This is a genomic window from Cellulomonas sp. P22 (assembly GCF_044392165.1).
This window is the reverse complement of the sequence record NZ_JBISBW010000006.1, coordinates 175488-202105: the sequence shown is the minus strand read 5'-3', so window position 1 is coordinate 202105 and position 26618 is coordinate 175488. Positions and strand designations below refer to the sequence as shown.

28 protein-coding genes and 1 tRNA gene are annotated in these 26618 nt (G+C 71.3%); 17 read left to right on the top strand and 12 right to left on the bottom strand.

Features of this window, described 5'->3' with window-relative positions; genetic code table 11:
* The first annotated feature begins 162 nt into the window (after positions 1-162).
* Both ACGIF2_RS07590 and ACGIF2_RS07585 read left to right on the top strand, forming a co-directional pair.
* Positions 163-768 (top strand): ArsR/SmtB family transcription factor, encoded by a 606-nt coding sequence (locus ACGIF2_RS07590; protein WP_396045149.1) that lies wholly within the window; start codon positions 163-165, stop codon positions 766-768.
* A complete protein-coding gene (locus tag ACGIF2_RS07585) occupies positions 765-1499 on the top strand; it encodes an SRPBCC domain-containing protein (protein ID WP_396045147.1) in 735 nt (244 codons plus the stop codon). Before ACGIF2_RS07590 ends, ACGIF2_RS07585 begins: the two co-directional genes overlap by 4 nt.
* A 42-nt stretch (positions 1500-1541) precedes the next feature.
* Here ACGIF2_RS07585 and ACGIF2_RS07580 read toward each other — a convergent pair whose 3' ends face one another.
* Both ACGIF2_RS07580 and ACGIF2_RS07575 read right to left on the bottom strand, forming a co-directional pair.
* Positions 1542-3689 carry a DEAD/DEAH box helicase gene (locus ACGIF2_RS07580; RefSeq protein ID WP_396045145.1) on the bottom strand — a complete coding sequence of 716 codons (2148 nt, stop codon included), beginning with the start codon at positions 3687-3689 and terminating at the stop codon, positions 1542-1544.
* A 481-nt stretch (positions 3690-4170) separates the two neighbouring features.
* A complete protein-coding gene (locus ACGIF2_RS07575; RefSeq protein WP_396045143.1) occupies positions 4171-4737 on the bottom strand; it encodes a dihydrofolate reductase family protein in 567 nt (188 codons plus the stop codon).
* Between the two features lie 949 nt (positions 4738-5686).
* Between ACGIF2_RS07575 and ACGIF2_RS07570 the strand changes: the two genes are divergently transcribed.
* Positions 5687-6727 (top strand): hypothetical protein, encoded by a 1041-nt coding sequence (locus ACGIF2_RS07570; protein WP_396045141.1) that lies wholly within the window; start codon positions 5687-5689, stop codon positions 6725-6727.
* 117 nt (positions 6728-6844) lie between these two features.
* On the opposite strand, the gene ACGIF2_RS07565 is transcribed toward ACGIF2_RS07570, so the two are convergent.
* Positions 6845-6917: transfer RNA gene (locus tag ACGIF2_RS07565), tRNA-Arg, on the bottom strand.
* A 339-nt stretch (positions 6918-7256) separates the two neighbouring features.
* On the opposite strand from ACGIF2_RS07565, the gene ACGIF2_RS07560 reads away from it, so the two are divergent.
* From ACGIF2_RS07560 to ACGIF2_RS07550, 3 genes are read left to right on the top strand one after another with little or no spacing between them, the layout of a single operon-like run.
* Entirely contained in the window at positions 7257-7829 is a 573-nt protein-coding gene (locus ACGIF2_RS07560; protein WP_396045139.1) for a hypothetical protein, read from the top strand.
* Complete coding sequence (locus tag ACGIF2_RS07555; RefSeq protein ID WP_396045137.1) at positions 7826-8383, top strand: hypothetical protein; 558 nt, start codon at positions 7826-7828, stop codon at positions 8381-8383. The genes ACGIF2_RS07560 and ACGIF2_RS07555 overlap by 4 nt, the downstream gene beginning before the upstream one ends.
* A 60-nt stretch (positions 8384-8443) precedes the next feature.
* Positions 8444-8635 carry a hypothetical protein gene (locus ACGIF2_RS07550; protein ID WP_396045135.1) on the top strand — a complete coding sequence of 64 codons (192 nt, stop codon included), beginning with the start codon at positions 8444-8446 and terminating at the stop codon, positions 8633-8635.
* 243 nt (positions 8636-8878) lie between these two features.
* Here the strand turns inward: ACGIF2_RS07550 and ACGIF2_RS07545 are convergent, their stop codons facing one another.
* Positions 8879-9274 carry a hypothetical protein gene (locus tag ACGIF2_RS07545; protein WP_396045133.1) on the bottom strand — a complete coding sequence of 132 codons (396 nt, stop codon included), beginning with the start codon at positions 9272-9274 and terminating at the stop codon, positions 8879-8881.
* Positions 9275-9639: 365 nt separating this feature from the next.
* Here ACGIF2_RS07545 and ACGIF2_RS07540 point away from each other — a divergent pair, with 365 nt between their 5' ends.
* A complete protein-coding gene (locus ACGIF2_RS07540) occupies positions 9640-10245 on the top strand; it encodes a hypothetical protein (RefSeq protein WP_396045131.1) in 606 nt (201 codons plus the stop codon).
* A 34-nt stretch (positions 10246-10279) separates the two neighbouring features.
* Here ACGIF2_RS07540 and ACGIF2_RS07535 read toward each other — a convergent pair whose 3' ends face one another.
* Positions 10280-10873, bottom strand: coding sequence for a TetR/AcrR family transcriptional regulator (locus ACGIF2_RS07535; RefSeq protein ID WP_396045129.1), 594 nt, complete (start codon positions 10871-10873; stop codon positions 10280-10282).
* An 82-nt stretch (positions 10874-10955) separates the two neighbouring features.
* Between ACGIF2_RS07535 and ACGIF2_RS07530 the strand changes: the two genes are divergently transcribed.
* Positions 10956-11966 carry an ABC transporter permease gene (locus ACGIF2_RS07530; protein ID WP_396045127.1) on the top strand — a complete coding sequence of 337 codons (1011 nt, stop codon included), beginning with the start codon at positions 10956-10958 and terminating at the stop codon, positions 11964-11966.
* On the opposite strand, the gene ACGIF2_RS07525 is transcribed toward ACGIF2_RS07530, so the two are convergent.
* The 3 genes from ACGIF2_RS07525 to ACGIF2_RS07515 all read right to left on the bottom strand — a co-directional run bounded on the left by ACGIF2_RS07525 (position 11921) and on the right by ACGIF2_RS07515 (position 14702).
* A complete protein-coding gene (locus ACGIF2_RS07525) occupies positions 11921-12922 on the bottom strand; it encodes an acyltransferase family protein (RefSeq protein ID WP_396045125.1) in 1002 nt (333 codons plus the stop codon). The genes ACGIF2_RS07530 and ACGIF2_RS07525 overlap by 46 nt on opposite strands.
* A gap of 294 nt (positions 12923-13216) precedes the next feature.
* On the bottom strand, positions 13217-13792 hold the full coding sequence (locus ACGIF2_RS07520) for an RBBP9/YdeN family alpha/beta hydrolase (RefSeq protein ID WP_396045123.1): 576 nt from the start codon (positions 13790-13792) through the stop codon (positions 13217-13219).
* Between the two features lie 55 nt (positions 13793-13847).
* Positions 13848-14702, bottom strand: a complete 855-nt coding sequence (locus ACGIF2_RS07515) for an alpha/beta hydrolase family esterase (protein WP_396045121.1) — start codon at positions 14700-14702, stop codon at positions 13848-13850.
* Positions 14703-14830: 128 nt separating this feature from the next.
* On the opposite strand from ACGIF2_RS07515, the gene ACGIF2_RS07510 reads away from it, so the two are divergent.
* The 4 genes from ACGIF2_RS07510 to ACGIF2_RS07495 all read left to right on the top strand — a co-directional run bounded on the left by ACGIF2_RS07510 (position 14831) and on the right by ACGIF2_RS07495 (position 18818).
* The gene (locus ACGIF2_RS07510; protein ID WP_396045119.1) at positions 14831-15406 is read left to right on the top strand and encodes a TetR/AcrR family transcriptional regulator; all 576 of its coding nucleotides are present in this window, start codon (positions 14831-14833) and stop codon (positions 15404-15406) included.
* 186 nt (positions 15407-15592) lie between these two features.
* On the top strand, positions 15593-16372 hold the full coding sequence (locus ACGIF2_RS07505) for a class I SAM-dependent methyltransferase (RefSeq protein ID WP_396045117.1): 780 nt from the start codon (positions 15593-15595) through the stop codon (positions 16370-16372).
* 75 nt (positions 16373-16447) lie between these two features.
* On the top strand, positions 16448-17326 hold the full coding sequence (locus ACGIF2_RS07500) for an alpha/beta fold hydrolase (RefSeq protein WP_396045115.1): 879 nt from the start codon (positions 16448-16450) through the stop codon (positions 17324-17326).
* A 112-nt stretch (positions 17327-17438) separates the two neighbouring features.
* Complete coding sequence (locus ACGIF2_RS07495) at positions 17439-18818, top strand: peptidoglycan-binding protein (RefSeq protein WP_396045113.1); 1380 nt, start codon at positions 17439-17441, stop codon at positions 18816-18818.
* 72 nt (positions 18819-18890) lie between these two features.
* Here the strand turns inward: ACGIF2_RS07495 and ACGIF2_RS07490 are convergent, their stop codons facing one another.
* From ACGIF2_RS07490 to ACGIF2_RS07475, 4 genes are all read right to left on the bottom strand, one after another.
* Entirely contained in the window at positions 18891-19448 is a 558-nt protein-coding gene (locus ACGIF2_RS07490; protein WP_396045111.1) for a cysteine hydrolase family protein, read from the bottom strand.
* 69 nt (positions 19449-19517) lie between these two features.
* Positions 19518-20117, bottom strand: coding sequence for a methionine ABC transporter permease (locus ACGIF2_RS07485; RefSeq protein ID WP_396045700.1), 600 nt, complete (start codon positions 20115-20117; stop codon positions 19518-19520).
* A gap of 59 nt (positions 20118-20176) precedes the next feature.
* Positions 20177-21211 (bottom strand): methionine ABC transporter ATP-binding protein, encoded by a 1035-nt coding sequence (locus ACGIF2_RS07480; RefSeq protein ID WP_396045109.1) that lies wholly within the window; start codon positions 21209-21211, stop codon positions 20177-20179.
* A 100-nt stretch (positions 21212-21311) separates the two neighbouring features.
* Complete coding sequence (locus ACGIF2_RS07475) at positions 21312-22196, bottom strand: MetQ/NlpA family ABC transporter substrate-binding protein (protein ID WP_396045107.1); 885 nt, start codon at positions 22194-22196, stop codon at positions 21312-21314.
* 408 nt (positions 22197-22604) lie between these two features.
* Between ACGIF2_RS07475 and ACGIF2_RS07470 the strand changes: the two genes are divergently transcribed.
* From ACGIF2_RS07470 to ACGIF2_RS07450, 5 genes are read left to right on the top strand one after another with little or no spacing between them, the layout of a single operon-like run.
* Positions 22605-23780 (top strand): ABC transporter permease, encoded by a 1176-nt coding sequence (locus tag ACGIF2_RS07470; protein WP_396045105.1) that lies wholly within the window; start codon positions 22605-22607, stop codon positions 23778-23780.
* Positions 23777-24496, top strand: a complete 720-nt coding sequence (locus ACGIF2_RS07465) for an ABC transporter ATP-binding protein (protein WP_396045103.1) — start codon at positions 23777-23779, stop codon at positions 24494-24496. Before ACGIF2_RS07470 ends, ACGIF2_RS07465 begins: the two co-directional genes overlap by 4 nt.
* 58 nt (positions 24497-24554) lie before the next feature.
* The gene (locus ACGIF2_RS07460; RefSeq protein ID WP_396045101.1) at positions 24555-25145 is read left to right on the top strand and encodes a TetR/AcrR family transcriptional regulator; all 591 of its coding nucleotides are present in this window, start codon (positions 24555-24557) and stop codon (positions 25143-25145) included.
* 44 nt (positions 25146-25189) lie between these two features.
* Positions 25190-25675: an OsmC family protein gene (locus ACGIF2_RS07455; protein ID WP_396045099.1), complete on the top strand. Its 486-nt coding sequence runs from the start codon at positions 25190-25192 to the stop codon at positions 25673-25675.
* Positions 25672-26577, top strand: a complete 906-nt coding sequence (locus ACGIF2_RS07450) for a hypothetical protein (RefSeq protein ID WP_396045097.1) — start codon at positions 25672-25674, stop codon at positions 26575-26577. The genes ACGIF2_RS07455 and ACGIF2_RS07450 overlap by 4 nt, the downstream gene beginning before the upstream one ends.
* Positions 26578-26618 lie beyond the last annotated feature (41 nt).

Here is a 26618-nt window from a genome sequence, read left to right as displayed (position 1 = left end):
GGTCATGTGTGCTTCCAGTACGGAACCCGCTCTGCTCCCTGGCGCCCGGCCCCGGCCCGAGGTCTGCGATGGCTGTGGCGGGTGAGCACGAGCCATAGAGGACGCTTCACCGACAGTTCTTGCGGTCTTGACAACAGGAATTGTCGGTGACAGCGTTGGGAGATGCACGATGTCGCAGTGATCGAGGACGCCGCAGCCGCGGAGGTCTCGCTCGATCCGATCCGGGCCCGGATGCTGGCAGCGCTGGCCGAGCCACACACCGCGACCACACTCGCGGCACGGCTGGGACTTGCCCGGCAGAAGGTCAACTACCACGTCAAGGTCCTCGAGCAGCACGGTCTGGTGGAGCTGGTCGAGGAGCGACGCAAGGGCAACATGACCGAGCGGGTCGTGCGGGCTTCCGCAGCGGCCTACGTGATCTCGCCGGCCGCGCTCGCCGCGGTCGCGCCCGATCCGGCTCAGTCGCCCGATCGGCTGTCCGCGCGCTGGTTGCTCGCGCTCGCCGCGCGGCTCGTTCGGGAGACGGGCACGCTCATCAACGGGGCGGCGCGGGCCAACAAGCCGCTCGCCACGTTCGGGCTCGACGCCGAGGTGCGGTTCGCGAAGCCAGCAGACCGTGCCGCGTTCGTGGGTGAGCTCACGGACACGCTCGCCGAGCTGATCAGCAGGTACGACACCGACACCGGTCGACCGCACCGCCTTGTCGTGGCGGTGCACCCGAGCATCACCGCGGGCGCCGACCCTCCAGCAGAGGAGAAGCCGTCATGACGCATCCCTTCGAGATCCGAGACGAGTTCACCGTCGACGCCACGCCGGACGAGGTGTGGGAGGCGATCGCGTCGGGGCCGGGAGTCGACTCCTGGCTCATGGGGCGCACCGAGATCGACAGCGCCACGAAGACCGTCAGGTTCGAGATGTTCGGCGAGGTGTCCCACGGCACCATCACGGCCTGGGAGCCCGGTCACCGCTACGCGTGGCACGAGGACGAGAACCCGGACGGCACGTTCACGGCATACGAGTGGCTCATCGAGGCGCGAGACGGGGGCGGCGCGGTGGTGCGCGTGGCGCACAGCGGTCTCCTCGGCGAGGACTGGGAGGGCGAGTACAACGCCCTGTCCGCCGGCGACCGCCTCTACATGGCCAATCTCGCCTTCTACCTGAACCACTTCGCGCCGCGCACCGCGACGAGCTCACTCTTCCTGCCGGGACCGATCACCCAGGACTCGTGGGCGGCCTTGACCGCGGCGGTCGGCGTCGGCGAGGACGCGGCGGACGGTCAGCCGGCGCGGCTCAGCGTGCCCGGGATCGAGCCGGTGGACGGCACCGTGCAGTTCGCGAGCCCGCCGAGCTTCGTGGGCATGCAGACCGACGACGCGATGTACATGCTGATCCACGGCTACAACGACATGGTCTTCGCGACCGCGCACTACTTCGACAACCGAGACCCGTCGACCGAGACCGAGGCGTGGCAGAACTGGCTCAGCGGCCAGGTGGCCTGATCAACGCACACTGATCCACGGCAGCGGCGCCCTGCTCGTGGCTCAGCCCATGCCCTCGGCGGCGAGCGCGTCGGTCAGCAGCCCGACCAGCGCCTCGAGCTGGACGTCGGTCGACGAGGGGAGATCCTCGTCGGCTGCCCCGTCGAGCGCCCGGGCGGCCAGTCCCGACTTGCTGTCGATCAGCTGGGCGATCCTGGAGTCGATGGTCTGCGCGGCGATGATCCGCCACGCGGTGACGGGCTCCGACTGGCCGATCCGGTGGATCCGGTCGATGGCCTGGGTCTGCTCGGCGTGGGTCCAGGACAGCTCGGCCAGCACCAGGTTGGAGGCGACCTGGAGGTTCAGCCCCACGCCGGCGGCCGTCAGGGAGCACACGACGATCGACACCTCAGGGTCGTCGACGAACGCGGCGATGTTCTTCTCGCGCGCCTTGGGCGTCTGGTCGCCGCGGATCGAGGCGTAACGGATGCCGCGGTCGGCGAAGGTCTGCTCGGCCTGGTCCATCACATCGACGTGCTTGGCGAAGAACACCACCTTCCCGACGTTGCGGGAGAGCTGCGCGGCGTAGTCGGCGGCCAGCCCTGCCTTGGCCTGGCCGATCCGGCGGACCATCGTGAACACGTTCTCGCCGCTGGCCTTCGAGCTGGAGTCCTTGAGCTCGGCAGCCGCGACCCGGCGCACGAGCTCGTGGTCGATCCCGTCCGCGACCCCCTCGGCACTGCGCACCTCCATGGCGGCGCGGTAGCGCTCGACCATGCGACGGGTGAGCGCGACCTCGGCGGCGCGGATCGAGCGTCCGGCGGCGCCGTCGAGCTCGACCGGCAGGTCCGCCACGCGGCGGGCGGGGATGTCGGCGACCACGTCGACCTTGCGGCGGCGCACGATGCCCATGTCGATCACGCTGGCCCGCGCGGCAGAGTAGAACCCCGGGTCGGCCGGGGTGAGCCCGGTCTCCTCGAGGGCGCCCTGCAGCGCGCCGAGCGGTTGCTTGTCGTCGATCCAGCCGAGGAACTGCCAGATCGCCCGGAAGTCCTCGATGTCGTTGATCAGCGGGGTGCCGGTGAGCGCCATCAGCAGCGGGCGGCCGGTGCGGGCGCGGATCCGCTCGGACAGCGCCAGGACGTGCTGCGAGCGCTGCGACGTCTTGTTCTTGATGAAGTGCGCCTCGTCGACCACCATGCCGCGGAAGCCCAGGTCGCCGAGCCAGCCGACGTGCCGGTCCAGCAGCTCGTAGTTCACGATCACGACGTCCGCGAACCCGTCGACCTGGTCGCCGTCACCGTGGACGACCGTGGCTCGACGGTGCGGCGTCCACAGCTCGACCTCGTGCGCCCAGTTCGTCTTCACCACGTTGGGCACCACGACCAGCAGCGGGTAGGCGTCGGCTACCTGGGCGGCGAGCAGCGCCTGCGCCGTCTTGCCGAGCCCGGGCTCGTCCGCGAGCAGGAACGTGCGGTGACCGCGGGCCGTGGCGGTGACGACCCGGGCCTGGTGCGGCATGAGCTCCCGGCCGAGAGGCGTGTGCACCGGGCGCGGATCGGGCAGCGGCATGCAGGCTGGCGCGCCGGTCGCGGCGCGCTCGAACGACCTGAAGAGCGGTTCGAGCAGCTCCCAGCCGGCCAGTCGGCGGGCCCGCGTCGCGATCCGCTCGGCCGCGGCCTCGTAGTCCGGAGCCAGGAACGGGTTCGCCAGCTGGCGCGAGATCACCGAGCGGGGCACCACCTGGGGCGCGGCGCTGAACGACGGCGCGGGCGGCGCCACGGGCTCGGGCTCCTCCGGCGGCTCCAGCCCGCCGGCGCGCATCACGGTCGCCTTGAAGGCACGCGCGGCGTCGGTGACCCGAGCGTCCTCAGCGAGAAGCTCGAGCAGCGAGGTGTCCCGGGCGGCGGTCTTCGCCAGCTGCGTCGCCACCCCGTCGAGCCGCTTGAGCTGCTCGGTGCGCTTTGACGCGGACAGGCCGCTGTCAGCCATCAACCGGGCTCGCTCCTCACGCACGAGCAGCGCCACGACCTGGAACTTCGTGCGCACCGCCGGGCGTGTCGGGGGGCGTCGCACGGCGTTGTCGACCTCGCGGGCGACCTCGGCGAGCACGGGGATGATCCCCTGCTCAGCCGGACGCTGGGGGCGGCGGCGCTGGGCGCCGGAGTCGGTGCGCGCGCGACCGGACCCGCGTTGACCTGGTCGAGCCACATCTCCTCCTTCGTACGTCCGTACCGCTGCTGCGGCACAGCGCGCCACGCCACGGCTGCCTCGGGCGACAGCACAGGGCACGGTGCAGCATCCCCGCCTGCGCCGATCGCGGGTCCGTGCTCACTCCGTGGGCGACAGGCGTCATCCATCTGCCCACGCCTACGCCCATGGGCGTCCGCCGCACTCCGCTCACCTGGCGCGACGGTTCATCATGACGTCAGACACAGTGCGTCTGGGCAGATTCGACTGCCGACACCCGCTGCACGAGAGGGCGGACCGTTGACGGCCGACGCTCTGGTGTGGTGGTTCGTAGCCTACCCGCAGGCCATCCACCGCTTGGTCAGGAACAGCTCACGACACCTCATGCCGCCCGGCGACCACGGGTGGGGGCCCTGTCCCGTCCCGATCATCATCCGGCTGACGTCGCAGCGGCATCTTCCGCGTGCGCTGGCACAGAAGCAGTCGCCCGGGGCCGCAGGCCTCAGGCGGAGTTCCGGACCGCGTGGCGCACGTAGATCACGCCGTTGTCGAACCGTCGCTCGTCCAGCAGCTCGAGATCGAGCCGTACGCCCCGGGGCAACGCCGGCTTGCCGCCGCCCACAGCGACCGGGCAGAGCAGCAGCACGCACTCGTCGACCAGACCCTGCCGGAACGCCTCCGCCGCGATTCCCGCGCCTCCGATGCTCAGGTCCGAACCGGAGGACTCCTTGAGCCGTCGCACTGCCGCCGGCTCGAACTTCCGCTCGATCGTCGTGCGCGCGGTCGAGACATCGGTGAGCGAGGAGGAGTAGACGATCTTGTCGGTGTCGCGCCAGATGTTCGCGTACTCGCGGACCACCGCAGGCTCGTCCGCCAACCAGTCGTCGCTCTCCCAGACGCGCATCGTCTCGTACATCCGGCGCCCATAGAGCGACGTGCCGATGTGGCTCTCGTGCTCGTTCCAGAACGCGTGCACGTCCTCGTCAGGCACGGACCAGTCGAACGAACCTGACTCGTCCTCCAGGAATCCGTCGAGCGAGATGTTGGCCGCGTAGATCAGCTTGCCCATGGTGCCCTCCGTCGGGACGAGGGCTACAGCGTGCAGCGTCGCGCCGACACCGGCAACACCACGGACGTGAGATCACTGAGCCACCGCCGAGGGGAGGGGTCAGGGGCGCCGCTGCGCCGTAGGCAGTCCACCCTTCGCCCGATTTCGTCGCTGCGCGCGTGGCATGGGACGGTGCCCCCAGACGGTCTTGCGCCCCAGATGACCGACCCTGCTGGTCGAGGCCGCAGTGGTTGGAACCGGCCGTGCCTCCGACGTCCGCTGTCGTCCGAACGGACACCGCAGCCCGGACGCTCACGTCACGGAAATCCCCAGTGAGCACAAACATTGCCTGGTCAGATTCGAACTGCCGACACCCGCTTAGAAGTTCGATCTTTGCCCGTGGATAACGCACTGAACTGCGGAAGTACACGCCGGTAGTTCGTGTGGTGGCCGCTCCGCAGTCGACGCGAACCAGCGGAGCGATCTTCGGAACGACGAAGGCGCACCAGACCCGCACTGAGCCGGTCCCGCCGACGCTCGAGACCTACGTCCGGGACCAGATCGAGAGTCCCAGCCCGGGTCGCACCTGTTCCCCAGCCCGACGGGCGCGATCTGGACCAACACCAACTTCTGGGTCCGCTCCCGCTGGACCGAGACCACGCAGGCGGTCGGCCTGGCCGGCACGACGATCCACGACCTCCGCCACACCGCCGCTCGCTCCTCATCGCCGCCGGCGCCGACGTGAAGGCGGTCCAGATGATCCTCGGGCACGCCACAGCGATGATGACGATGGACCTCTACCCCCACCTGTTCTCCGAAGCGCGCTGGGTGGCTATGGAACGGATGCCGATGCTCCTCCAACACCCGCCCACGCCGGGAGTCAGTCCTGATGTGCCAAGGACGTGGCGATGCCTCCCTCAACTCCGCCGCCCGGCGCGCCGACTTCTCCACAGTGACCAAGGAACCCCAGATGATCGACCAAGCCCTGGACCACCTCGAAACTGCGTACAAGAGCCGGGGCCTGCCCCCGATCCGTCCGGCGGAGGACGTCGACGCAGTCCTCGCTGAGATCCGCGCCGAGATCGCCCCGCTGCGCCTGCCCCCAGAACTCGAGAGATTCTGGCAGCGCGTCGACCCGGCATCGATCAGCGTCGCCCCGTATCCGCATCCGACCGACGCCGCGTTCGCGCTGCACTGCTGGAAGTCGCACCGCGACGAGTTCCCCGGCATGACGCCACGTCTTCTCTTTCCCGTCGCGTACGAGAGCCACGGGTTCCTCTTCGTCGAGCTGGAGGACGGTCGGGGAAGCGGAGGACCCGTGTTTCGCTGGGCCTACGCCGGCTCGCCCTACTCTTTGCTCTTCCCCACGCTGTCAGCGTTTGTCGACTTGCTGGCCACGATGATCGAGCTGGGGGAATTCGTCCATCATCAGCTCGAGACCCACTCGTACATCGAGTTCGATCCAGACGACCGATGGGAGGACGCGCTGAGCGTGCGCCTTTCAGCGGCGCAGCCTCTTCACCACTTCGGGCACGTCCGGAAGCTTGACGAAGACGTCCTTGCATGGCCGGAGCACTGGTTGCTCGCCGACGGGCTAACGCCCGAGAAGAGACGACTGCGGGGCGCGACGACAACAATCTCCGACCTGCTCCAGCAAGCCGCCACGGGCGCCGTATCGGAGGGGACCGTGCGCGCTGTAGTCACGAGCCTCGCCGCCTCCGCCGCGGGCCGCCGCGTCGCGATCGACGACGGCTCCGGCGTGCTCGACCTCTGGTGCCCGGCCGCCGTCTGCACCTACGGGCCACGCATCAGGACCGAATTCGAGTTCGACGTCGTCGTCCGTCCCGCACCTGACCCGGTGCCGGACTGGTCCCCGGAACAGCGAGAAGCCCAGTCGGCGGCCCTCGCGCAAGACATGGAAGCCGCGCAGGCGGCAGCGTTGGAGATCTACGCGAAGGCCTTCTTGACGACGGCGGCCGCGGAGGCGACGGCGATCCGGCCGATCAACTGACTTCACGCGTGGCATCGAACGTCCGCTGCGGGGCTTGCTGACCACAAGGCCCGCGCGAGGACCGCGGTGACGTCAGTCGACGCACACCCACCGCTCCTGACCTGCAACAACACACAGTGCGCCTGGGCAGATTCGAACTGCCGACACCCGCTTTAGGAGAGCGGTGCTCTATCCCCTGAGCTACAGGCGCGTGGCACTGGTCAGCAACGTGGTCAGAAGCTCGTGCGGTATTCCCGCGCGGGTTCTGGCGGAGACTGACTCGTGCCGAGGTGTCCGTCGGGGACCCTGACGGGGCTGGTTCGGACGCGTGAACTCTACCGTGATCGGCAGCGGAGCACGCGAAACGGTAGCGGGGTGGGCCGGGGTCGAGTGAACCCGCCGAACTCGTCGAGGGGCCACAGCAGGAGGCGGCGACTCGGGCAGGTGGCGACCGGGGCTATCGAGGACCTGCGGGCGATGGACCTCCACACGAAGGCACCGCACTTCGTGGACCTGGTCGGTCAGTTCTGCAGGTGGCACGATCCAGTCCATGAGCCCACCCATCACCGACGCGCTCCCGGACGGGTACGTCCCCGCGCGCATCGACCCCGCATGGCTGGCCGCCCTCACCGACGACACGTCATGGCACGCCACGTCGCCCGCTGTCCCCACACCTGTGCCGTTCCCGCGTCTGGAGACCGGGACGTTGGGCGATGCGGGGACCGCGCCGCTGTTCGATCTCGAGCACGCGACGACCGCGTGGTTCTACAGCATCGGGTACCAGGTCAGCGACGCCCACGTGAATCCCGCCGACATGACTCGTGAGCAGCACGACTGGTTCAACTTCGACCGCGCGGTCTTGTTCACCCGTGAGAAGCGCGCGATCGCGCACCGCGGCAACCTGCTGCGCCTGTGGCCCGCACACTCGGACGTGACCGGGGAGTACGCCCTGGTCTGCGCGCCGACCGTGAGAGGCGAGTACGACCTGTCGAACGTGGACGGGCTGATGGTGAGGCTGAGCGCCACCGACCTGCCCGCCGTGGTTCGTGACGTGATCGTGGCCTCTGCCCGAATGAACACCACGGTCCTGCTCGCCAGGACCATCGATCGGATGTACTCGTGAGCTGGCCGACGTACGACCCCGCACAGCTGGAGTTCCCCGCCACGACCTGGTGGCAGGGAAAGAGGACCCCGGCGCTCGCGAGCCAGGAGTTCGAGCCGTTCCCCGGCCGGGTCCTCACCCCGATCCCTGCCGCGTTCCCCGTGCTCGACCTCCTCGGGGTCGCGACGCCGTCGGCGGCGCTGCTCGACGTGGAGCACACGCAGACGGCGCTGTTCTACGCCAGCGGGGACGCGCTCAGCGACGCCGTCCTGGACGGCGAGGTGCGCGAGCAGGACCTCCGCGCCCTCGAGGAAGCCCACCGGTCCGGTCCGGTGACCGCCTACGACAAGCGTGCGGTCGTCGCCCGCGGCCGGGTCCAGCAGTACTGGCCGTCCGCGCGCGGGTCGGGTGCGCTGATGTTCTTCGTCCCGCCCACCGTGCACGGCGGGGACGCGCTGCGGTTCACGGCTCCTGGGGAGCCACAGCACCAACTGCCGGCCGCGGTCGTGCTCAGCGCACGGATGTGCACGCCTGTCCTGGTCGCGTCCCAGATCCATCCGCCGGCCGCTGAATAGACGCGCCCGCGTGAGCGTTGAGGCGGACGACACCGAACGCCGTTCATCGTGGAGGTCCGCATGACCACAGCACCTGCGTCCACCACCGATCAGGCGGACCCCCGCGAGGACATCGAGGTCGGCGTCCTTCTTGCGAATGGACGTCTGGCCGGTCGGTCGTTCTGCAGCCGCGCCGAGGCGGAGGCGTGGGCGCACCCGGAGGTCGGCGAGCAGGTCGTGGAGTTCAACCACGTCTGCGAGTGCGACATGTGAGCTGACGCAAGGGCGGAGTCCGCCCTTGCGTCGAACTCGTCGACGGACCAGGCAGGAGCCGCCCACTCGGGCAGCTGGTGAGCGGGGCCATCGGGTCGCCCCGACGACAGTCGGCGCTCCACGTCCGGTTTCGGTCTGTCGCACGCCGCGGCCCACCCAAGTACAAGAAGTACCGACGTGTCGGCGGCGCCCATGACAACGCGGAAACCCCCTGTCGAGCAGTATGGGTCCGCGTCGAGCAACTCAGAGGTCCAGGTCGACCGAGCTGGTGTCCTCGCCGAGGGCGACCACAGCGGCCCGCCACCACTGCTGGTAGTAGTCGCGACTCGACTCGATGGCGTCGTTCGACCCGTGACCGAGATCGTTGGTCTGCTCCGCGACGCTGGCCTCCGACCGGAACAGGACGGAGTCCAAATAGCTGCGGTCGATCTGTCCGGTCAGGATGCCAGCCTGACGGTCGTACGCGATGTCAAAAGCAGCGGCGGGAGCCGCGATCGAGTCGGCTGTGAGAGCGACACCGGTGCTCGCCGCAATGAACGCACGGTCCTCATCCGTGAGGCTCTCGAGCGCGTTGGGCCCTGGACTGCGTTGAGGCCGTGCGCCAGTCGCGTAGTTCGCGGCCGTTCCGGAGATCTGCATCAGGACCGCTCCGTCCAGTTCATCGTGAGGATGTGCGACGAGCTCTCCAGTACGAGGGGGGCCGTTGCCACGGCAGCAGTTGTTCGGCGGCTCCGAGCGGGCATGTCCATCGATCCCTTGGTCGGTGCGAGGGCGGCCTCACGCGCCCCGCTGATCTTCCGTATCGGACAAGCTGACCGAGAAGTGAGGAAGCAGTCCTCAGGGGCCGATGGCGCCAGCCATCCCCACCATTCGAACGCGCGCGGGTCAGCTCGACCGTGCGCCCGTTCGCCGCCGGGGTGCCAGCGTTCGCGCGGTGCGACCGCAGAAACTCCCTCGTCAATTGGTGGTTGACAGCACTCATGTCGTCAAGCAATAGTTGACACATGACCCCCGACGACGGCCCCACCCAGCCCGGCGGAGACACGCTCCGCGACCACCTAGCCCGCGCGCTGCACGACGTCGACCCCACCCTGAGCGAGCGCCTCACGCACGACGCCGACGCGCACCTCGAACTCGTCGCACTGGCCCGCGCCGCACGCTCCGAGACCGACGTGCTGCTCGCCGCCGCGGTGCAGTCCGCGCGCAGTGCCGGCTGCACCTGGGAGCAGGTCGGATCGGTGCTGGGCATGACCCGCCAGGCAGCCCAGCAGCGCTACGGGCAGCCCGACGCGTCCGCGACCGCGGCCACCACCGGCGGCGGCTCGCGACCGCAGCTCATCCTGCGCCCGCTGACCGCGTTCAACGAGATGTCGGTCCTCGCCCGCGCCAGCCGTTACGGCTGGCACTCGGTCGCCTACGGCCCACTGTTCCACATCGTCGAACGCGACGACCGCCAGTGGGAGCACACCCGCACCCACGGGTCTGTCCCGAGCGGCGACGGCTGGATGCCCGTCGGGTCGGGCTGGGCGTGGTGGAGCTACTGGGCCCGCCCGACCGACGCCCCCGCCCTGGACGGCGACCCTTCCGCGACCGAGCTGGTCCGGGGCTGAACCCCCGCTCACGACGCAGAGCCTCGAGGGTCGGTTACGCGGGCGTCGTCGTGACGCGCAGCAGCGGCAGGATCACGTCGCCGGCAAGCCTGTCGATGTCGACGTCGCGCCTGGTGCTGCGGGCGAAGAGGACCTCGCCCCGGACCAGCGAGAGCACCGCCCCGAGGACGTGTCGGGGAACAGGCCGCGGCCCGAGCTCGCCTCGCAGTCGCGCCTCGTCGACGATCTGCGCGAGCCACCTCTCGACGACCCCGAACATCTGCTCGGTGGCCCTGGCGACGGTGTCGTCGTCGGCCTCCGCCATGAGCCCGAGGAACGTCTTGACGCTGGCCGGACCGAACCGGTCCGTGACCACGCCGACCAGTGCGGCGAAGTCCTGCACGAACGGGCCGCAGGGTGCGATGGGGAGCGGCTCGGCATCCGGCAGCACCAGCGCGTCGAGGACCATCACGGCTCGACTGCCGTACCGGCGGTACAGCACCGGCTTGCTCGTGCCGACCCGTCGAGCGACGCCCTCGTAGGTCACCCCGGCGTAGCCGCGCTCATACAGCTCGGCGCGCACGGCCTGCCGGATCTCGGCCTGCAGCTCTTCGGCTCGCCGACGCCGCCGCACGGGGGGTTCAGTCACGGCCCCATCGTGCCTGACCCGGAGGCCCGGACGTGCTTAGATACGGACCGTATCTAGTGCTCCGATCCGAGATCGAGGAACCATGGCCACCACCAGCCCCCGCGCTGACCGGCGCGTCGTCATCGGCCTGCCCGTCGCGCTCACCCTGCTGCTGAGCATGCTGCTCCTCGCTTTCGGGTTGCCGGCCATCCACTCCGCGCCCCGTGACGTCCCGCTCGCCCTCGTCGCGCCCACCGCGGTGGCGGAGCAGGTCGAGGCCGGCCTCGAGCAGGCGCAACCCGGTGCGTTCGCGATCACGGTCGCCCCCTCGTCCGACGCGGCCCGCACGATGATCGAGGACCGCGAGGTGTACGGCGCGCTCGTGCTCGGCCCGGACGGCCTGCAGATCCAGACCGCGACGGCGGCCAGCCCGTCGGTCGCGCAGGTGGTCACGGCGGTCGGCCAGGCCCTCGCGACGCAGCTGGACCTCACGGCGAGCGTCGAGGACGTGGTGCCGATGTCGCCTGACGACCCTCGAGGCGTGGGCCTGGCCGCTGGTGCGCTGCCGATCGCTCTCGGAGGGATGATCGCCGGCGTCGCCATCTCGCTGGCCGTTCCCGGCACGTGGCGACGGGTCGGGGTGATGCTCGGCTTCGCCGTCCTCGCGGGCCTGGCGATGACCGCGGTGCTGCAGTTCTGGTTCGGGACGCTCACCGGCTCGTACCTGGCGACGTCCGCCGCGGCGACGCTCGGCGTCCTCGCCACCGGCATGACGGTGCTCGGCCTGGAGCAGCTGCTCGGCCGCATCGGCATCGGGCTCGCCGCGCTCGTCGTCGTGATCCTCGGCAACCCGCTGTCCGGGCTCGCCAGCGCACCCGAGATGCTGCCCCTGCCGTGGGGTGCGATCGGCCAGACGCTGCCTCCCGGTGCGACCGGCACCCTGCTGCGCGACGTCGCGTTCTTCGACGGCGCCGCCATCGGCGCTCCCCTGCTGGCCCTCGGGACGTGGCTGGTAGTCGGCGTCGTGACGTTCTGGGCCGGCGCCACCCGCCCCACCCGCAGCTCGGCTCAGCCCCCGCAGCCCGCGCTCGCCCCCGCGACCGAGGCCGCCTGATACGCGTCGCGCCGCAGCCCGGGCGCCGGGGCTGCCGACGTCCGCGGCGCACCGAGCGTCCGCTCGAGGTACCGGCGCATCGGCTTCTGGACCGATCGCTCCGCGATGAGGTGCACAAGCCCTGCGACGACCAGGCAGACGCCTACGCTCAGCACCAGCGCCGGGATCGGGCGGAGGTGGGTGGCGAGCACCTCGATCGACGCCCACCCGGTGTACTCGTGGGTCAGGTAGAGCGGGTACGTCAGCAGCCCGGCACGGGTCAGGAACCGCGAGTCGACGCGAGCCACGCGCGGGACGAGGGTCGCGCCAGCGACGAGGGCGACGCAGAGCACCACGCCGCACGCCACGACCGCCGACGACGTCCGCGCGCCTGAGGCGACCTGGTCGATCGCGCTCGTCGTGTTGACCACGGACGTGAGCGCAGCGGCGGCGACGTCGATGGCCAGGGCCAGCCACGCGAGACGGCTGGACCCGCCGCGGTGCATCAGGTAGACCACCATCCCCGCGCAGAACAGCGGGAGCCACTCGATCACCGTGAACGTGCGGATCAGGTCAGGGAAGACCAGCGTGGCCGGGACGGTGAACGCAGGTGCCGTCGCGGCGACGGCCAGCACCCGCTTCGTGGTGATGCCGGCCCGCATGAACACCGCGATCAGCAGGTAGAACTGCAGCTCGACCCACAGCGTCCAGTACACGCCGTCGACGCGTGGGACGCCGAACAGGTCCTGCAGCATCGTCAGGTTGACGAGCACCTCGCCCGGGGAGCGCGCCTCGAAGCTCGGCCACAGGTACCGCAGCGTCGCGGTCAGCAGCACCGCGGCCCAGAAGGCCGGGTAGAGGCGGCTGACGCGCGACGCCGCGAACGAGCCGACCGGGCGACCCCATGCCGACGACAGGATGACGAAGCCGCTGATCACGAAGAACAGGTGCACGCCGAGGTAGCCGTAGCGCGTCACGGACGACAGGTCGGGGAACACCTCCGCCGGGAGCCCGCCCGGCCACCTGCTGTGGTCTCGTGCTTGCGGTGAAGTGGAAGAGCACCACGGCGACCGCCGCGACCAGCCGGAGCAGGTCGAGGACCCTCAGACGGGGAGCGTTTTCGGCGGGGACCCGGGGTGGGGCTATGGGAGGCGCTAGGGCGAGAGACACACAGGGACTTCTATCCGGCCCCCGCCGGGCCCGCAGCGGGAGCGCGGCGTTTGACCCGGAAGGTCGGGTTCCCGCTTACCTCGACCTCGCGACCTGGGCGCTCACTCCGGGTCGACGCGGTCGCGGAGCCGTCGGTCCAGCAGCCCGTCGAGGATGGCCTTGCCCTCCGACCATCCACCCAGACCGGACTGCTCGTTGATGTGGCCCTTGCGCCCGACGCTCACGAGCTCCGCCCCGAGCTCGTGAGCGACGGCAGCGGCATGCTCAGGCGTCCCGAACTGGTCGTTCTCGCTGGTGACGACGATCGTCCGGAAGGGCAGCCTGCGACGCCTCGGGGCCTCGAAGCCACGGGCCTCGGCGGGGAACTCCGACCCTCCGACGTCGGGCACCGCCACCAGAAGAGCAGCGACCACCTCGTCGTCGACGTGCTCGGCCGCCCACTCGGTGACGAGCGTGCACCCCAGGCTGTGCGCGACCAGCACCTTCGGGCCCTCGACTGCCCGCAACGTCTCATCGAGCTCGCGCACCCAGGCATCGCGGACGGGCCTGTCCCACGACTCGTGCTCGACCCAGACGCCGTGCGGCATCTCGTCGTGCCAGGCGGCCTGCCAGTGGGCCGGCCCGGAGTTGCCGATGCCCGCGACGAACACGGGGATCAGGGGGTGCGCGAGCGACATGGCTGAGGCCTCTCTGTGGACCCGACGGGATGGCACGTGCGGAGTATCCCGCGAGTCAGTCCCGGGGTCGGAAGAGCTCGCTCACGAGGTCGGCCGTGCTCACGTCGTGAGTGGTCGCGCCGAGGACGAACGGTGCGCTGCGCGGGCCGGGAACGGTGTGCCCGCCACCGTGCACGGTGTACAGCTCCACGGGAGCTGAGCCGTCTTGCCCGTAGCGGGTGCGCTCGACCCAGGTCCGGCGCCGCCCCCCATCGCGCCCGGGGACCGTCGTGCGCACCGGTGCAGCGCTGATCCCGTTGCGCCCGGCGAAGTAGGCGGCCGTCTCGGGCATCGACAGCGAGCGTCCGCCGACCTTGAACACTCTCTGGGCCCAGCGTGACATCTCGCCCCCGCCGTAAGGGACGATCGGGTCCTTGGTGCCGTGCACCAGCAGCACCGGCAACGGCACGGCTGGTGCGTCGGGTACGAGGAAGTCCTCCGGGGCCGGCATCGTGGCTGCGATGACGGCCGCACCCGCGATGAGCTCGGGCGCCTCGTGGATGATGCGCAGGACCATCTGCCCGCCGTTGGAGTAGCCCACGGCGAGCACTCGCCGGCGGTCGACTCCGTGGCTCATCACCAGGGCGTCGATCACCGCGCGGACGAAGCCCATGTCGTCAGTGCCCTTGAGCCGGGTGGGGAACGCACTCTGCCGACGAGCGTCGTTCCAGTTGCCTCGGTAGCCATCGAGGTAGGCGACGACCGCGCCCTGCTGGGCGAGCCGATCGTAGGAGTTCCCGGTGAACGCGCGGTGCCGCTGCCCGTTCTGGCGCGAGCCGTGGAAGACCAGCACGAGGTCGCGGGTGCCTTCGTGCCCAGGTTGACCGACCACGGTGACGCTCCGGGCCACCCCGTTGACATCGACGTTCATCGTCAGCTCTCCCTCGCAGGTCGCGGTGGCTCTCGCCTGTGTCGACGCCGAGGTCGAACCGCTAAACGGATGGCCTATCCGGAGAACCGTAGCACGAACCGGATTCACCATCCGGTTACCCTGAGAGCATGACGACCACCCGGCCACGCACCGACGCCGCCCGCAACTGGCAGCGCATCGTCGAGGTCGGCCGCGAGCACGTCGATGCGGGTCGCGCCATCCAGCTCAACGAGATCGCACGAGCCGCCTCGGTGGGCGTCGCCACGGTGTACCGGCACTTCCCCGGGCCCGGAGCACTCATGGAGACGCTCGCGCAGCCGGGAATGGCCGACCTGATCGAGCGCGGCGAGCGCGCCATGACCGGTCAGGATCCCGCGGGCGCGCTCGAGGAGTTCCTGCTCGACGCACTGCAGGCACAGGCTGCCGACCCGGCCCTGGCCCAGGTCTTCGCCGCCTCGCAGCACGACCTCCCGGCCACGACCCAGAGCGCGCAGCGCTTGGTCGGGCTGCTCGGTGAGCTGCTCAGCCGGGCTCATGGGATCGGTGAGGTCGACCCGGACGTCACGCTGGCAGACCTCGTGCCGCTCGTCTGCGGGGTCGTGCACGCGGCAACCTTGCGCACCACAGACACCGCAGACCGCGCCGCCGCCGTCCGTCTCTACCTCGCGGTCGTGATGCAGGGCCTCCGACCCGTCACCTCCTGAGGCACGCCCCGACCGCCTCGCGCACGGCGATCGTCCCCCGGCCCGCGACCAGGCAGGTGCTACTTTTCGTGCGCCGGCAGGGCTGGGCCCGCCGGTGCGGGCGGACGGCGTGCGGGCGGACGGCGTGCAGCCGGCGGTCGGATCGCACCGGGCACGAACGGTGCCTGGTGCGAGGAGGCCCCCTGCATGACGACGAAGAGCGAGTTCGACGCCCTGGCGGTCGACTACGACGCCAGCCGCCCGCGCTACCCGTCCGAGCTGTTCGCCACGATCGCCGAGCTGGCACCCCGGGGCACACCGCTGACGGTGGTCGATGCGGGGGCCGGCACCGGCATCGCGCTCGAGGGGCTGGTCCCGGCGCTGCGCGACGTGCACGAGTACCTCGCGGTCGACGTGTCGGACGGCATGGTCGCCGCGGGCCGGGCGAAGTTCCCCGAGGTCACCTGGATGCTGACCGAGGCCGAGCCGTTCCTCGAGACGCTGGGGCGTCCGGTGCACGTCGTCGTGGCGGCGCAGGCGTACAACTGGCTGGACCGGGAGCGGTTCGTCCGGGCCGTGCTGCGGGCGCTCGCACCCGGTGGTCTGCTCGCGATCCTGCAGAACAACCGTGACCACGCGAGCGACCCGTTCCTCAGCGCGTACGAGGACCTGCTCGAGGAGCGCAGCCCGGGCTACACCCGCGGGTACCGCGTGCTCGACGTCGCGGGCGAGCTCGCGGCGCAGTTCGTCCCGGCCGGCGGGCAGGTCCACACCTCAGCGGTGACGTGGACCCGCCCGATGTCGGTCGACGACTTCGTGCAGATGGCCGCGTCGTCTGCCCACGTGCAACGGGCCGTGGCCGTGGACGGTGCGGCGTTCCTCGATCGCGTGCGCGCCCTCGCCTCGGCCCACGCCGACGGCGGTCAGCTCGCCCTGCCGTACCGGTCGGAGCTGTTCGTCGGCCAGGCAGCCGACGCCTCCGCCTGAGAGAGGACGTCGCCCGACCGGCGACGCCCCCGTCTGGGCTGTTCGTCCCGGGATGACCCGGGTAGCGTCGCGAGCATGGCGACCGACGACGGAACGACCGCGGCAGCGAGCCACACCCTCGACGTGGAGGGAGCCGAGCTGCACTACGACGTGCGGGACGGAGACCCGGGTACCGGGGCCGCCCTGTTCATCATCGGATCTCCGATGGAGGCCCGCTGGTTCGGCGGGCTCGTGGACCGGTTCCCCACCCGCACGGTCGTCACGTACGACCCGCGGGGCGCGGCGCGCAGCACCCGCACCGACCCGGCGCCGGAGTCGACGCCCGAGCAGCACGCGGACGACCTGCACCAGATCATCGATGCGGTCGCTCTCGGTCCGGTCGACCTCTTCGCCACCAGCGGCGGTGCGATCAACGCGCTCGCCCTCGTCGCCCGGTACCCGGAGGACGTGGTGACGCTGGTGGCCCACGAGCCGCCCGTCACGGGGGTGCTGCCCGATCGAGAGGCAGCGAGGGCAGCCGTGGACGCCGTCCGCGCCACCTATGCGGCAGACGGGTTCGGTCCGGGGATGGCCCAGTTCATCGGGCTGACGATGTGGGAGGGCGAGCTCCCGGACGAGCCTCTCCCTGCGCCGGACCCGCAGACCTTCGGCCTGCCGACCGAGGACGACGGCAGCCGCGACGACGTGCTGCTGATGCAGAACCTGGTGACGTCCACGTCGTACCAGCCGGACATCGACGCGCTGACGGCTGCACCCACCCGCATCGTCATCGGGGTCGGCGCCGAGTCGGAGGGCCAGCTCGCGCACCGGGCCGGGGTGGCGATCGCCGGGCTGCTCGGCCTCGAACCAGTGGTGTTCCCGAGCGACCACGTCGGGTTCCTCGACGGGTCGCTCGGCATGCTGGGCGACCCCGACGGCTTCGCCACCACGCTGCACGACGTGCTCGGTGACTGAGACCGCTTCTATCAAATCTTGAGACGCTGAAGGTTCAACTATTTACCGGTCGGTGCCGATACAAAGGGTGCTGGGCGTCCCACCAGGGTCGCCCGTGACCGGAAGGCCCACCATGTCGGCTCGTACGACCCGCCCCTCGCGCCTGCGCCGCAGCACCATCGCCGCCGGCATCCTCGCCGCAGCGCTGACGGCCGGGACGGTCGCCCCGGCGACCGCCGTACCGGTTCCCAGGACGGTCACGGTGTCACCGAGCGCACGCACGACGGATACCGACCCGACGATCCAGGGCATGGCCATCCCGGGCGAGTCGGTCGACCTCCACGTCGGGTCCACGGCCTACACCTCTGTCGCGGACGGTGACGGGTTCTGGCAGTGGAGCGGGTCCAGCTACGAAGACGGCAGCTACGACTGGGATGCCTCGGTCGACGGCGCGTCCTTCGCGTCCGGCGCCTTCACGGTCGACGCGACCGCGCCGGTGCTGTCGATCGTCACGGCGCCGGTCGCCATCTCGACGTCCGCGAACGTGACGTTCGGGTGGGAGTCGACCGACTCGGACACCGACGTCAGCTACACCTGGTCGCTCGACGGCGAGCCCGCCGGCTGGGGCACCGCCACGACCGCCAGCTTCTCCGGCCTGGCGACCGGTGCGCACACCTTCCGCCTCACGGCCGTGGACAGCCTCGGCAACAGCACGAGCACCACGACCGCCTTCGAGGTCACCGCCGTCGCGCCGTCCATCGCGTGGGCCAGCACCCCGCCCGCGTCGACCACCTCGACGAACGCGCACTTCGCCGTGACGGTGCCGGCAGGCGCCCAGGTCGAGTACCTCCTGGACCTGCCCGAGGGCGCGCAGAACTCCTCCCCCATCGCCGTGACCGGCACGTCCTTCGACCTGACCGCCCTGTCGATCGGCCACCACAAGATCCAGGTGGGCGCCACGCTGAACGGCGCGCACTCGGAGATCCTCGTGTTCGAGTGGGATGTCACGGCGACCGCTGCGCCCGCCGCGGCCGCGCCGGTGCTCAGCAGCGGCGCCATCCCCGCCGCCACCATCAACCGTGGCATCCGGTCCGGTGCCCGCGGGGCGTCTGTCTCGATCATCCAGTCGGTCGTCGGGACGCCGGCTGACGGCAGGTTCGGCGCGAAGACGACGGCAGCGGTCAGGGCCTTCCAGCGCGCGCACGGCCTGTACGCGGACGGCATCGTCGGCCCCCTCACCTGGGCCGCGATCGTCGACGTCGCCAACGGCGGCTCGGGCTTCGCCCCGCTCACCGCGAGCTCGGTCCCGGCGGCGCAGATCGCCCGCGGCATCCGGACCGGGTCTTCCGCCAGTGCGATCGCGGTGGTCCAGCGCGCCCTCGGTGCCCCGGTCACCAGCCGGTTCGACGCGACGACCCGGACCGCGGTCACGTCGTTCCAGGCGTCGCACGGCCTGACGGTCGACGGCATCGTCGGACCGAAGACGTGGGCCGCGCTCGTCGCCGCACGCTGACCTGACCGACGAGAGGGGGCGCGCTCACCGTCAGGTGGGTGCGTCCCTCTCGTCGTGCCCGCCGGTTCCGGGTCAGACGCCGCTGAACGCCACCTCGGCAGCCGGGACCACAGCGGCGATGCGGCCGGGTGCCGCCTGGAAGCCCCAGTACAGGTTGGTGTGCGCGATGACCTGGTCGACGGGCGGCGCACCCCACGCGGTCTTGTCGCCGGCGGTGTGGGCGTCGCCGACGAGGGTCACGTCGTAGCCACGGGTGAACGCACCGTGGATCGTGGATCGGATGCACGCGTCGGACTCGGCGCCGGCCACCACGAGCCGCCCGATCCCGGCCGCGCTCAGCACCTCCTCGAGGTCGGTGCCCTCGAACGAGTCGCCGTAGCTCTTGTGGATCACGGGCTCGGCCTCGTCGCGGACGAGCTCGGGGACGTACTCCCAGGGCTGGCTCCCCCGCTCGAGCTCCTCGTCCGAGTGCTGCACCCAGACGACCGGCACCTGCTCGTCGCGGGCCCTGCCGACCAGCGCGGCGATCCGGGCGACGACCTCCTCGCGTGCGTGGGCTCCGTCCACGACACCGTTCTGCACGTCGATCACGAGCAGAGCGGTGTTCGGTCGTTCGGGCAGTGTGGTCATCAAGGACTCCTCGCATCGACGGGCTGACCTGCGGTACGGATCACGCTACGACCGACCACCAACACCCGGTCATCGCCGCAGGACGCGCCTGGCGAGGGTGTTGCCGAGCCACTGGGCGAGCTGCACGAGCACCACGATCACGACGACGGTCACGAACGTGACCTGCCAGTTGAAGCGCTGGTAGCCGTAGACGATGGCGAAGTTGCCGAGCCCGCCGCCGCCGATCGCGCCGACCATCGCGGACATGTCGACGATGCCCACGAACAGGAACGTGTAGCCGAGGATCAGCGGGCCGAGCGCTTCGGGGACGAGGACGGTGGCGACGATGCGCAGCCGGGAGGCCCCCATCGCGCGGGCGGCCTCGATCACCCCGGGGTCGAGGCCGACGAGGTTCTGCTCGACGATCCGCGAGGTGGCGAACGTGGCCATCAGCGTCATCGGGAAGATCGCGGCCGTGGTGCCGATCGTGGTGCCCATCACCGCGAGGGTGAGCGGGCCGATCGCGGTGATGAAGATGATGAACGGGATGGGCCGCACGATGTTGACCAGCAGGTTCAGCGCGTTGAACGCGGGCCCGCTCGAGAACAGGCTGCCCTTGCGGGTCGTGTAGAGCGCGAGCCCGAGCAGCAGCCCCGCGAACCCGCCGACCACGAGGGTCACCGACACCATGAAGAGCGTCTGGCCCAGCGACTCCCACAGGATGGGGAGCAGGACGTCCCAGCCGCGGTTCACCGGGCACCTCCGGTCAGCTCGACCACGTCGGTGCTGCGACGCAGCGAGGACAGCAGGCGGTCGATCGCGCCGTCGTCGCCCACGAGCTCGAGCGTGAGGCTGCCGAACGGTCGCTCGTCGATCTCGGAGATGCCGCCGTAGATGATCGAGCCGTCGACCCCGTGCTCGCGCAGCTCGCGCGTCAGGAGGGTGCCCGATCCGCCGTCGTCGCGGACCCCGACGGTCACGATGCGGCCCTGGTGGCGGTGCCGCAGCCGCGCGAGGACGTCGGCGTCGGGGCGGTCGTGCAGGGCCGTGCCGACGAAGCGCTGGGTGGCCGGCGCCTGCGGTTCGGAGAACACCGAGTACACGTCGCCGACCTCGACGACGCGTCCGTGCTCCATGACGGCCACGCGGTCGCACGTGCTGCGCACCACGTCCATCTCGTGCGTGATGACCACGACCGTCACGCCCTGCTCGCGGTTGACGCGGCGCAGCAGTGCGAGCACGTCGCGGCTGGTCTCGGGGTCGAGCGCGCTCGTCGCCTCGTCGGCCAGGAGCAGCGCGGGCGAGGCCGCGAGCGCCCGGGCGATGCCCACCCGCTGCTTCTGCCCGCCCGAGAGCTGCGCCGGGTGCTGCCGCGCCTTGTCGGTGAGCCCCACGAACTCGAGCAGCTCGGCGACGCGCGCCGCCCGGCGTTCCTTGGGCCACCCGGCGACGCGCAGCGGGTAGCCGACGTTGCCTGCGACGGTGCGTGAGGAGAGCAGGTTGAAGTGCTGGAACACCATGCCGATCTGCGAGCGGACGCGTCGCAGGTCGCCCTCGCCGAGCGCGCTGACCTCGTGCCCGTCGACGACGACCCGCCCTGACGTGACCGGTTCGAGCGCGTTGATGAGCCGCACGAGGGTGCTCTTGCCGGCCCCGGAGTACCCGATGACGCCGAAGATCTCCCCGCGCCGGATCTCGAGGCTCACGTCGTCGACGGCCCGCACGGCGTGCTCACCGCCGCCGAAGACCTTCGTGGCGTGCTCGAACGTGACCATGGCGCTCATGCGCTCGTCCTCCTGGGGGTGCGGGGGCGCGGCCGGTGCGGGGCCGCGGGTACGGAGGCGACGGGGCCAGGAGCGCTCCTGACCCCGTCGCCTCGTGACGTCAGCCCTGGGCTGCGACGGCCTTCTGGATGTCGACCAGGTAGCCCTGCAGCTCGGCGGCGCTCTGGTCGGCGAACACCGCGGTGCCGCCCGAGGCCTCGAGCGACGCTTCCTGCACGGCGTCGGAGTGGTAGATCTCGACGAGCTTGAGGTAGGTGGGGTTGTCCTTGTCCTCGGCCCGGGCCACGAAGATGTTGATGTAGGGGCGCGCTCCGGGGCTGTCGGCCTTGTCCTGGTAGAGCGCGTCGGTGGGCTTGAGTCCCGCGTCGGTGACGAAGTCGTTGTTGATGATCGAGGCCGCGACGCTCTGGAGCGCGACGGCGGTCTGCGTCGCGTCGACGGGCGTGACGGTGACCGTGGACTTCGCGGCGTCGATGTCGGCGGGGATCGAGACCGAGCTGCCGCCGCCCTTGAGGGTCAGGAGCCCGGCGTCCTGGAGCACGAGCAGCGCGCGCGCCTGGTTGGTGGGGTCGTTGGGGATGGCGATCTCGCTGCCCGCGGGGATCTCCTCGAGCGAGGTGTACTTCGTGGAGTACAGGCCGAGCGGGTAGACGGCCGTGGCGCCGATGGGCGTCAGGTCGTCACCGGTCCCCTCGTTGTACTGCGCGAGGTACTGCAGGTGCTGGAACTGGTTGAGGTCGAGCTGGCCCTGCGAGAGCGCGGGGTTGGGCTGGGTGTAGTCGGTGAAGTCGACGAGCTTCACCTCGATGCCCTCCGCGGCGGCCGCGTCGGTGAAGACCTTCCAGTAGTCGTCGCTCGCGCCGACGACGCCGATGCGCACGGGCGCGGCGTCGTCGGACCCGCCGGCGTCACCCGCGCTGCCGCACGCGGCGAGCAGGGCGACCGCCGAGGCTGCGGCAAATGTGCGGATCAGGGTGCGGAACATGGAGATGTCCTTCCGGTGGGTGCACGTGGGCGTGCGCCACAGGCGTGGCGAGCCGGGGTGTGCGGGGGGTCGGTGCGAGCCTCGGGCGCAGGACGACCTGCGGCGGAGGGGTGCGGCTCACCCCCGGCGACGGGGGCGGCGGCCTAGCGGCGGTACGGCGCCAGGCTCAGCGGCACGCGACGAGGCGACAACACATCATCGCGACGTGGCCCTGGGCCAGTCGCATGACGTCCGCTCCTCGTGGGGTGCTCATGGCGGGGATCTTGGCGCACGACGCGCTTCCCGGTCCACCGTGCGGTCCGATCGTCTCATCCGGTGGACACGTGTCCACCGGATGGCGGACCGCTCCGCGCGACGTCACACGCCCCCGGTGCAGACTTCCCGACGCAATGTTGCTATCTTGTCGACATGGCGTCGGCAAGAGCCGACCGTCCCCGACCCGAGAGGATCCCGATGTTCCTCGCCCTCCGCGAGCTGCGCTTCGCCAGATCGCGCTTCAGCCTGATGGGAGGTGTCGTCGCCCTCATCGCCGTGCTCATGGTCGTCCTCTCCGGGCTGTCCTCCGGCCTCGTCAACGACGGCGTCTCCGGCCTCAAGAACCAGCCCGTCGACGCGTTCGCCTTCGCCGGCGGCACCAAGACCGACTCGGCGTTCTCACGGAGCATCGTCGACCTCGGGCAGGTCACCACGTGGGCCGCCCAGCCCGACGTCGCCGACGCCGCCCCGTTCGGCTCGATGCTCGTCAACGCGCACAGCTCAGCCGGCGCGCCCGTCGACCTCGCGCTGTTCGGCGTCGAGCCCGGCTCGTTCATCGACCCCCACGTCGCCGACGGCCAGGCGCTCGGCGCGGACGACGGCATCGTCGTGAGCCAGACCGTGCTCGACGACGGCCTCGCGATCGGCGACACCGTGACGATCGACCGGATCGGCACCACGCTCACGATCATCGGCACCACCGGCAACCAGCACACGTTCGGCCACGTCGACGTCGCCTACCTGCCTCTGACCACCTGGCAGGAGATCCACTCGGGTGCCGCCGCGGGCGAACAGGTCCGGCCCGACGCGTACACCGAGGCCAGCGCCGTCGCACTACGCGCCGTGGACGGCGCGACCCTCGATCTCGCTGCCGGCGACGCCGCCGCCGGGACGTCGAGCATGACGCTCACGGAGTCGTTCGGCGCGTCGCCCGGCTACACCGCCGAGACCTCGACCCTCCTGCTCATCCAGGTGTTCCTGTACGCGATCTCGGCGCTCGTCGTCGGCGCGTTCTTCACCGTCTGGACCATCCAGCGCCGCCAGGAGCTCGCGGTGCTGCGCGCCATGGGCGGGTCCACCGGGTACCTCATGCGCGACGGGCTCGCCCAGGCGCTCATCGTGCTCGTGGCCTCGAGCGCCGTCGGCGTCGCGATCGGCGTGGCCGGCGGCGGCCTGCTGAGCGGGACGGCCATGCCGTTCGCGCTCGAGGCCCCCGCGATCGTGCTCGCGTTCGCCCTGCTCGTGGTCCTCGGGACCGTCGGGGCAGCGTTCGCGATCGCCCGCATCGCCAAGGTCGACCCGCTCAAGGCCCTCGGAGGACAGCGATGACCACCACCCCGTCCACCCACGTCTCACCCGACGACGCCCGTGGCCTGGTGCTGCGCGACGTGACGCTCACGGTCGGCGACGGCGGCGGCACCGTGACGGCGCTCGACGCCGTCTCGCTGACCGTCCGGCCCGGCGAGCTCGTCGCCGTCGTCGGCCCGTCCGGATCGGGCAAGTCCAGCCTGCTCGCCGTGGCCGGTGCGCTCACCACGCCCGACCAGGGGACCGTGACGATCGACGGCCGGGACATCGCCGCCATGAAGGACCGCGAGCGCACCCGCTTCCGGCTCGACCACATCGGCTTCGTGTTCCAGTCCGGCAACCTGGTGCCCGCCCTGACGGCCCTCGACCAGCTGCGCCTCGCGGTGCACATGCGCGGCGGCACGCCCGGGCGCGACCCGCGCGAGCTGCTCGAGGAGGTCGGCCTGGGCGAAAAGCTCGGACGCCGTCCCCACGAGCTCTCGGGCGGCGAGCGTCAGCGCATCGGCATCGCCCGCGCCCTGGTGTGCGGGCCGTCGCTGCTGCTGGTCGACGAGCCCACCTCGGCCCTCGACCGCGCGCGCAGCCAGGAGATCGTCGAGCTGCTGGCCCGCGAGACACGCCAGGCGGGTGTCGCGACGGTGATGGTCACGCACGACCATGACATCCTGCAGCACTGCGACCGCGTGCACGAGATGGTCGACGGGACCCTCGCGGGCGCGCTGCCCGCGACCCGCTGACCCCGCCGCGCCACCCGGGACGTCGACCAGGCGTACCGACGAACGACGAGGAGGGCCCGTGCCGAAGATCCAGGCGGCGACGGTGGCCGAGCACCGCGCAGCCCAGCACCGGGCCCTCCTCGACGCCGCGCACGCGCTGCTCGTCGAGCACCCCGACTCCCCGCCCACGCTCGCCGCGGTCGGGGCCAGGGCAGGCCTCGCCCGGCCCAGCGTCTACCAGTACTTCGCGTCCCGCGACGCGCTGCTCAGCGCGCTCGTGGCCGACATCTTCCCTCGGTGGTCCGCGCTCGTGGAAAAGGCCATGGATTCCCCCGACCCGGGCGAGCGCGTCCTGGCCTACGTGCGCGCCAACCTGGACATCGTGGCCTCGGGAGAGCACGCCGTCGCACGAGCGCTGACCGAGATCGCCCCCCGCGACGCCCTCACGCAGGACAGTCGCGAGATGCACCGGATGCTCCTCACGCCGCTGGTCGAGGCCCTGCGCGAGCTCGGAGCGCCCGACCCCGCGGTCACCGCCGAGCTCGTCAACGGCGTCGTCCTGACCGCGAGCCGGCTGATCGAGGGCGGCCACGACGCGGATGCCGCACGGGCCCGGGCCCGTGAGCTGCTCGAGCCGTACGTGCGTCGCGGCGCACCGCGCCCCGCCTGACCGTCGCCCCTGCCGTCGCAGGGGCTCCGTGGCAGGATCGCGGGATGACCACCGAGCAGTCCCCCCAGGCACCGCAGGCTCCGCACCCGGCCCCCGCCGTCCCCGCACCTGCCGCGCCGCCCGCCGACCTGTGGGTCGAGCGCACCGGGCGACGCACGTACACCGGCCGCAGCTCGCGCGGCGCCGAGGTCAAGATCGGCCCGGTCGAGGCCGGAGCCGTCTTCACCCCCGGCGAACTGCTCAAGATCGCGCTCGCGGGGTGCACGGGCATGAGCGCCGACTCGGCCCTCGCGCACCGGCTGGGCGACGACGTGGCCGTCGAGGTGCACGTCGCCGGCCCGAGCGACCCCGACGAGGACCGGTACCCCGTCCTGACCGAGCGGCTCGTGGTCGACCTGAGCAGCCTCGACCCGGCGCAGCGCGAACGGCTCCTGACCGTGGTGCACCGCGCCGTCGACGGGCACTGCACCGTGGGCCGCACCCTGACCCACGGCGCGACGGTGGAGCTGACCGTCGAGGGCGAACGATGAGCCCCGGCCTCGCGCGGCGCCGACGACGCGACTCGTCGGGCGGTGGCGCGTCGGGCGGTGGCGCGTCAGGCAACGGGGCGTCGGGCAACGGGGCATCGATCAGCGGGGCGCCCGGCACCGACGTCACCGGACCGGGTGCCGCGACGCCGCACCTGCGCCGCACGCCCGTCCTCGACGCCGCGCTCGACAAGGCCGTGACGATCCCCTCGGCCACGATCCACGCGCACGTCGAGTCGCTGCGGCGGCGCAACCCCGAGGCCTCGCCCCAGCAGATCGTGTGGCTGCTCGAGCGCGAGTACATGCGCGTGGTGCAGAGCACCGGTGCCGCGGTGGGCGTGGCGGCCGCCGCCCCGTCCGTGGGCACAGGCGTTGCGCTCGCGCTGACCGTGAGCGACGTGGCGACGTTCTTCGGGGCGTCGGCGGCGTTCTCGCTCGCGGTGGCCAGCGTGCACGGCATCGAGGTCGAGGACGCCGAGCGGCGCCGCGCGCTGCTGCTCGCCACGATCCTGGGCGAGTCCGCCGCGAAGGTCGTCTCCGACTCGGCGCAGCTCACGACCGTGCACTTCGCCCGGACGCTGCTCACGCGCATGCCCACCTCGACCATCCGCTCGGTCAACTCGACGCTCACCCGTCGGCTGATCCGCGCCCAGGCAGCCAGGCAGAGCGGTTTCGCGTTCGGCCGGCTGCTGCCGTTCGGCATCGGGGCGGCCGTGGGGGTCGCGGGGGCACGGGCGCTCGGCAAGCCCGTGATCCAGGGAGCGCGGCTCGCCTTCGGCCCGGCCCCGGCACACTTCCCGGCCCGCATCGAGGTCATCGAGAGCGGCGGCGCCCCCGAGCTCCGCCCCGCCCCTGACCAGGGCGCACCCGGCTCGATCACGCCGGGCTCGGGTGGCACCGGGTAGGGCCTCCCCGCACTCACCCCCGAGCGGTCCGCCGCGACGGG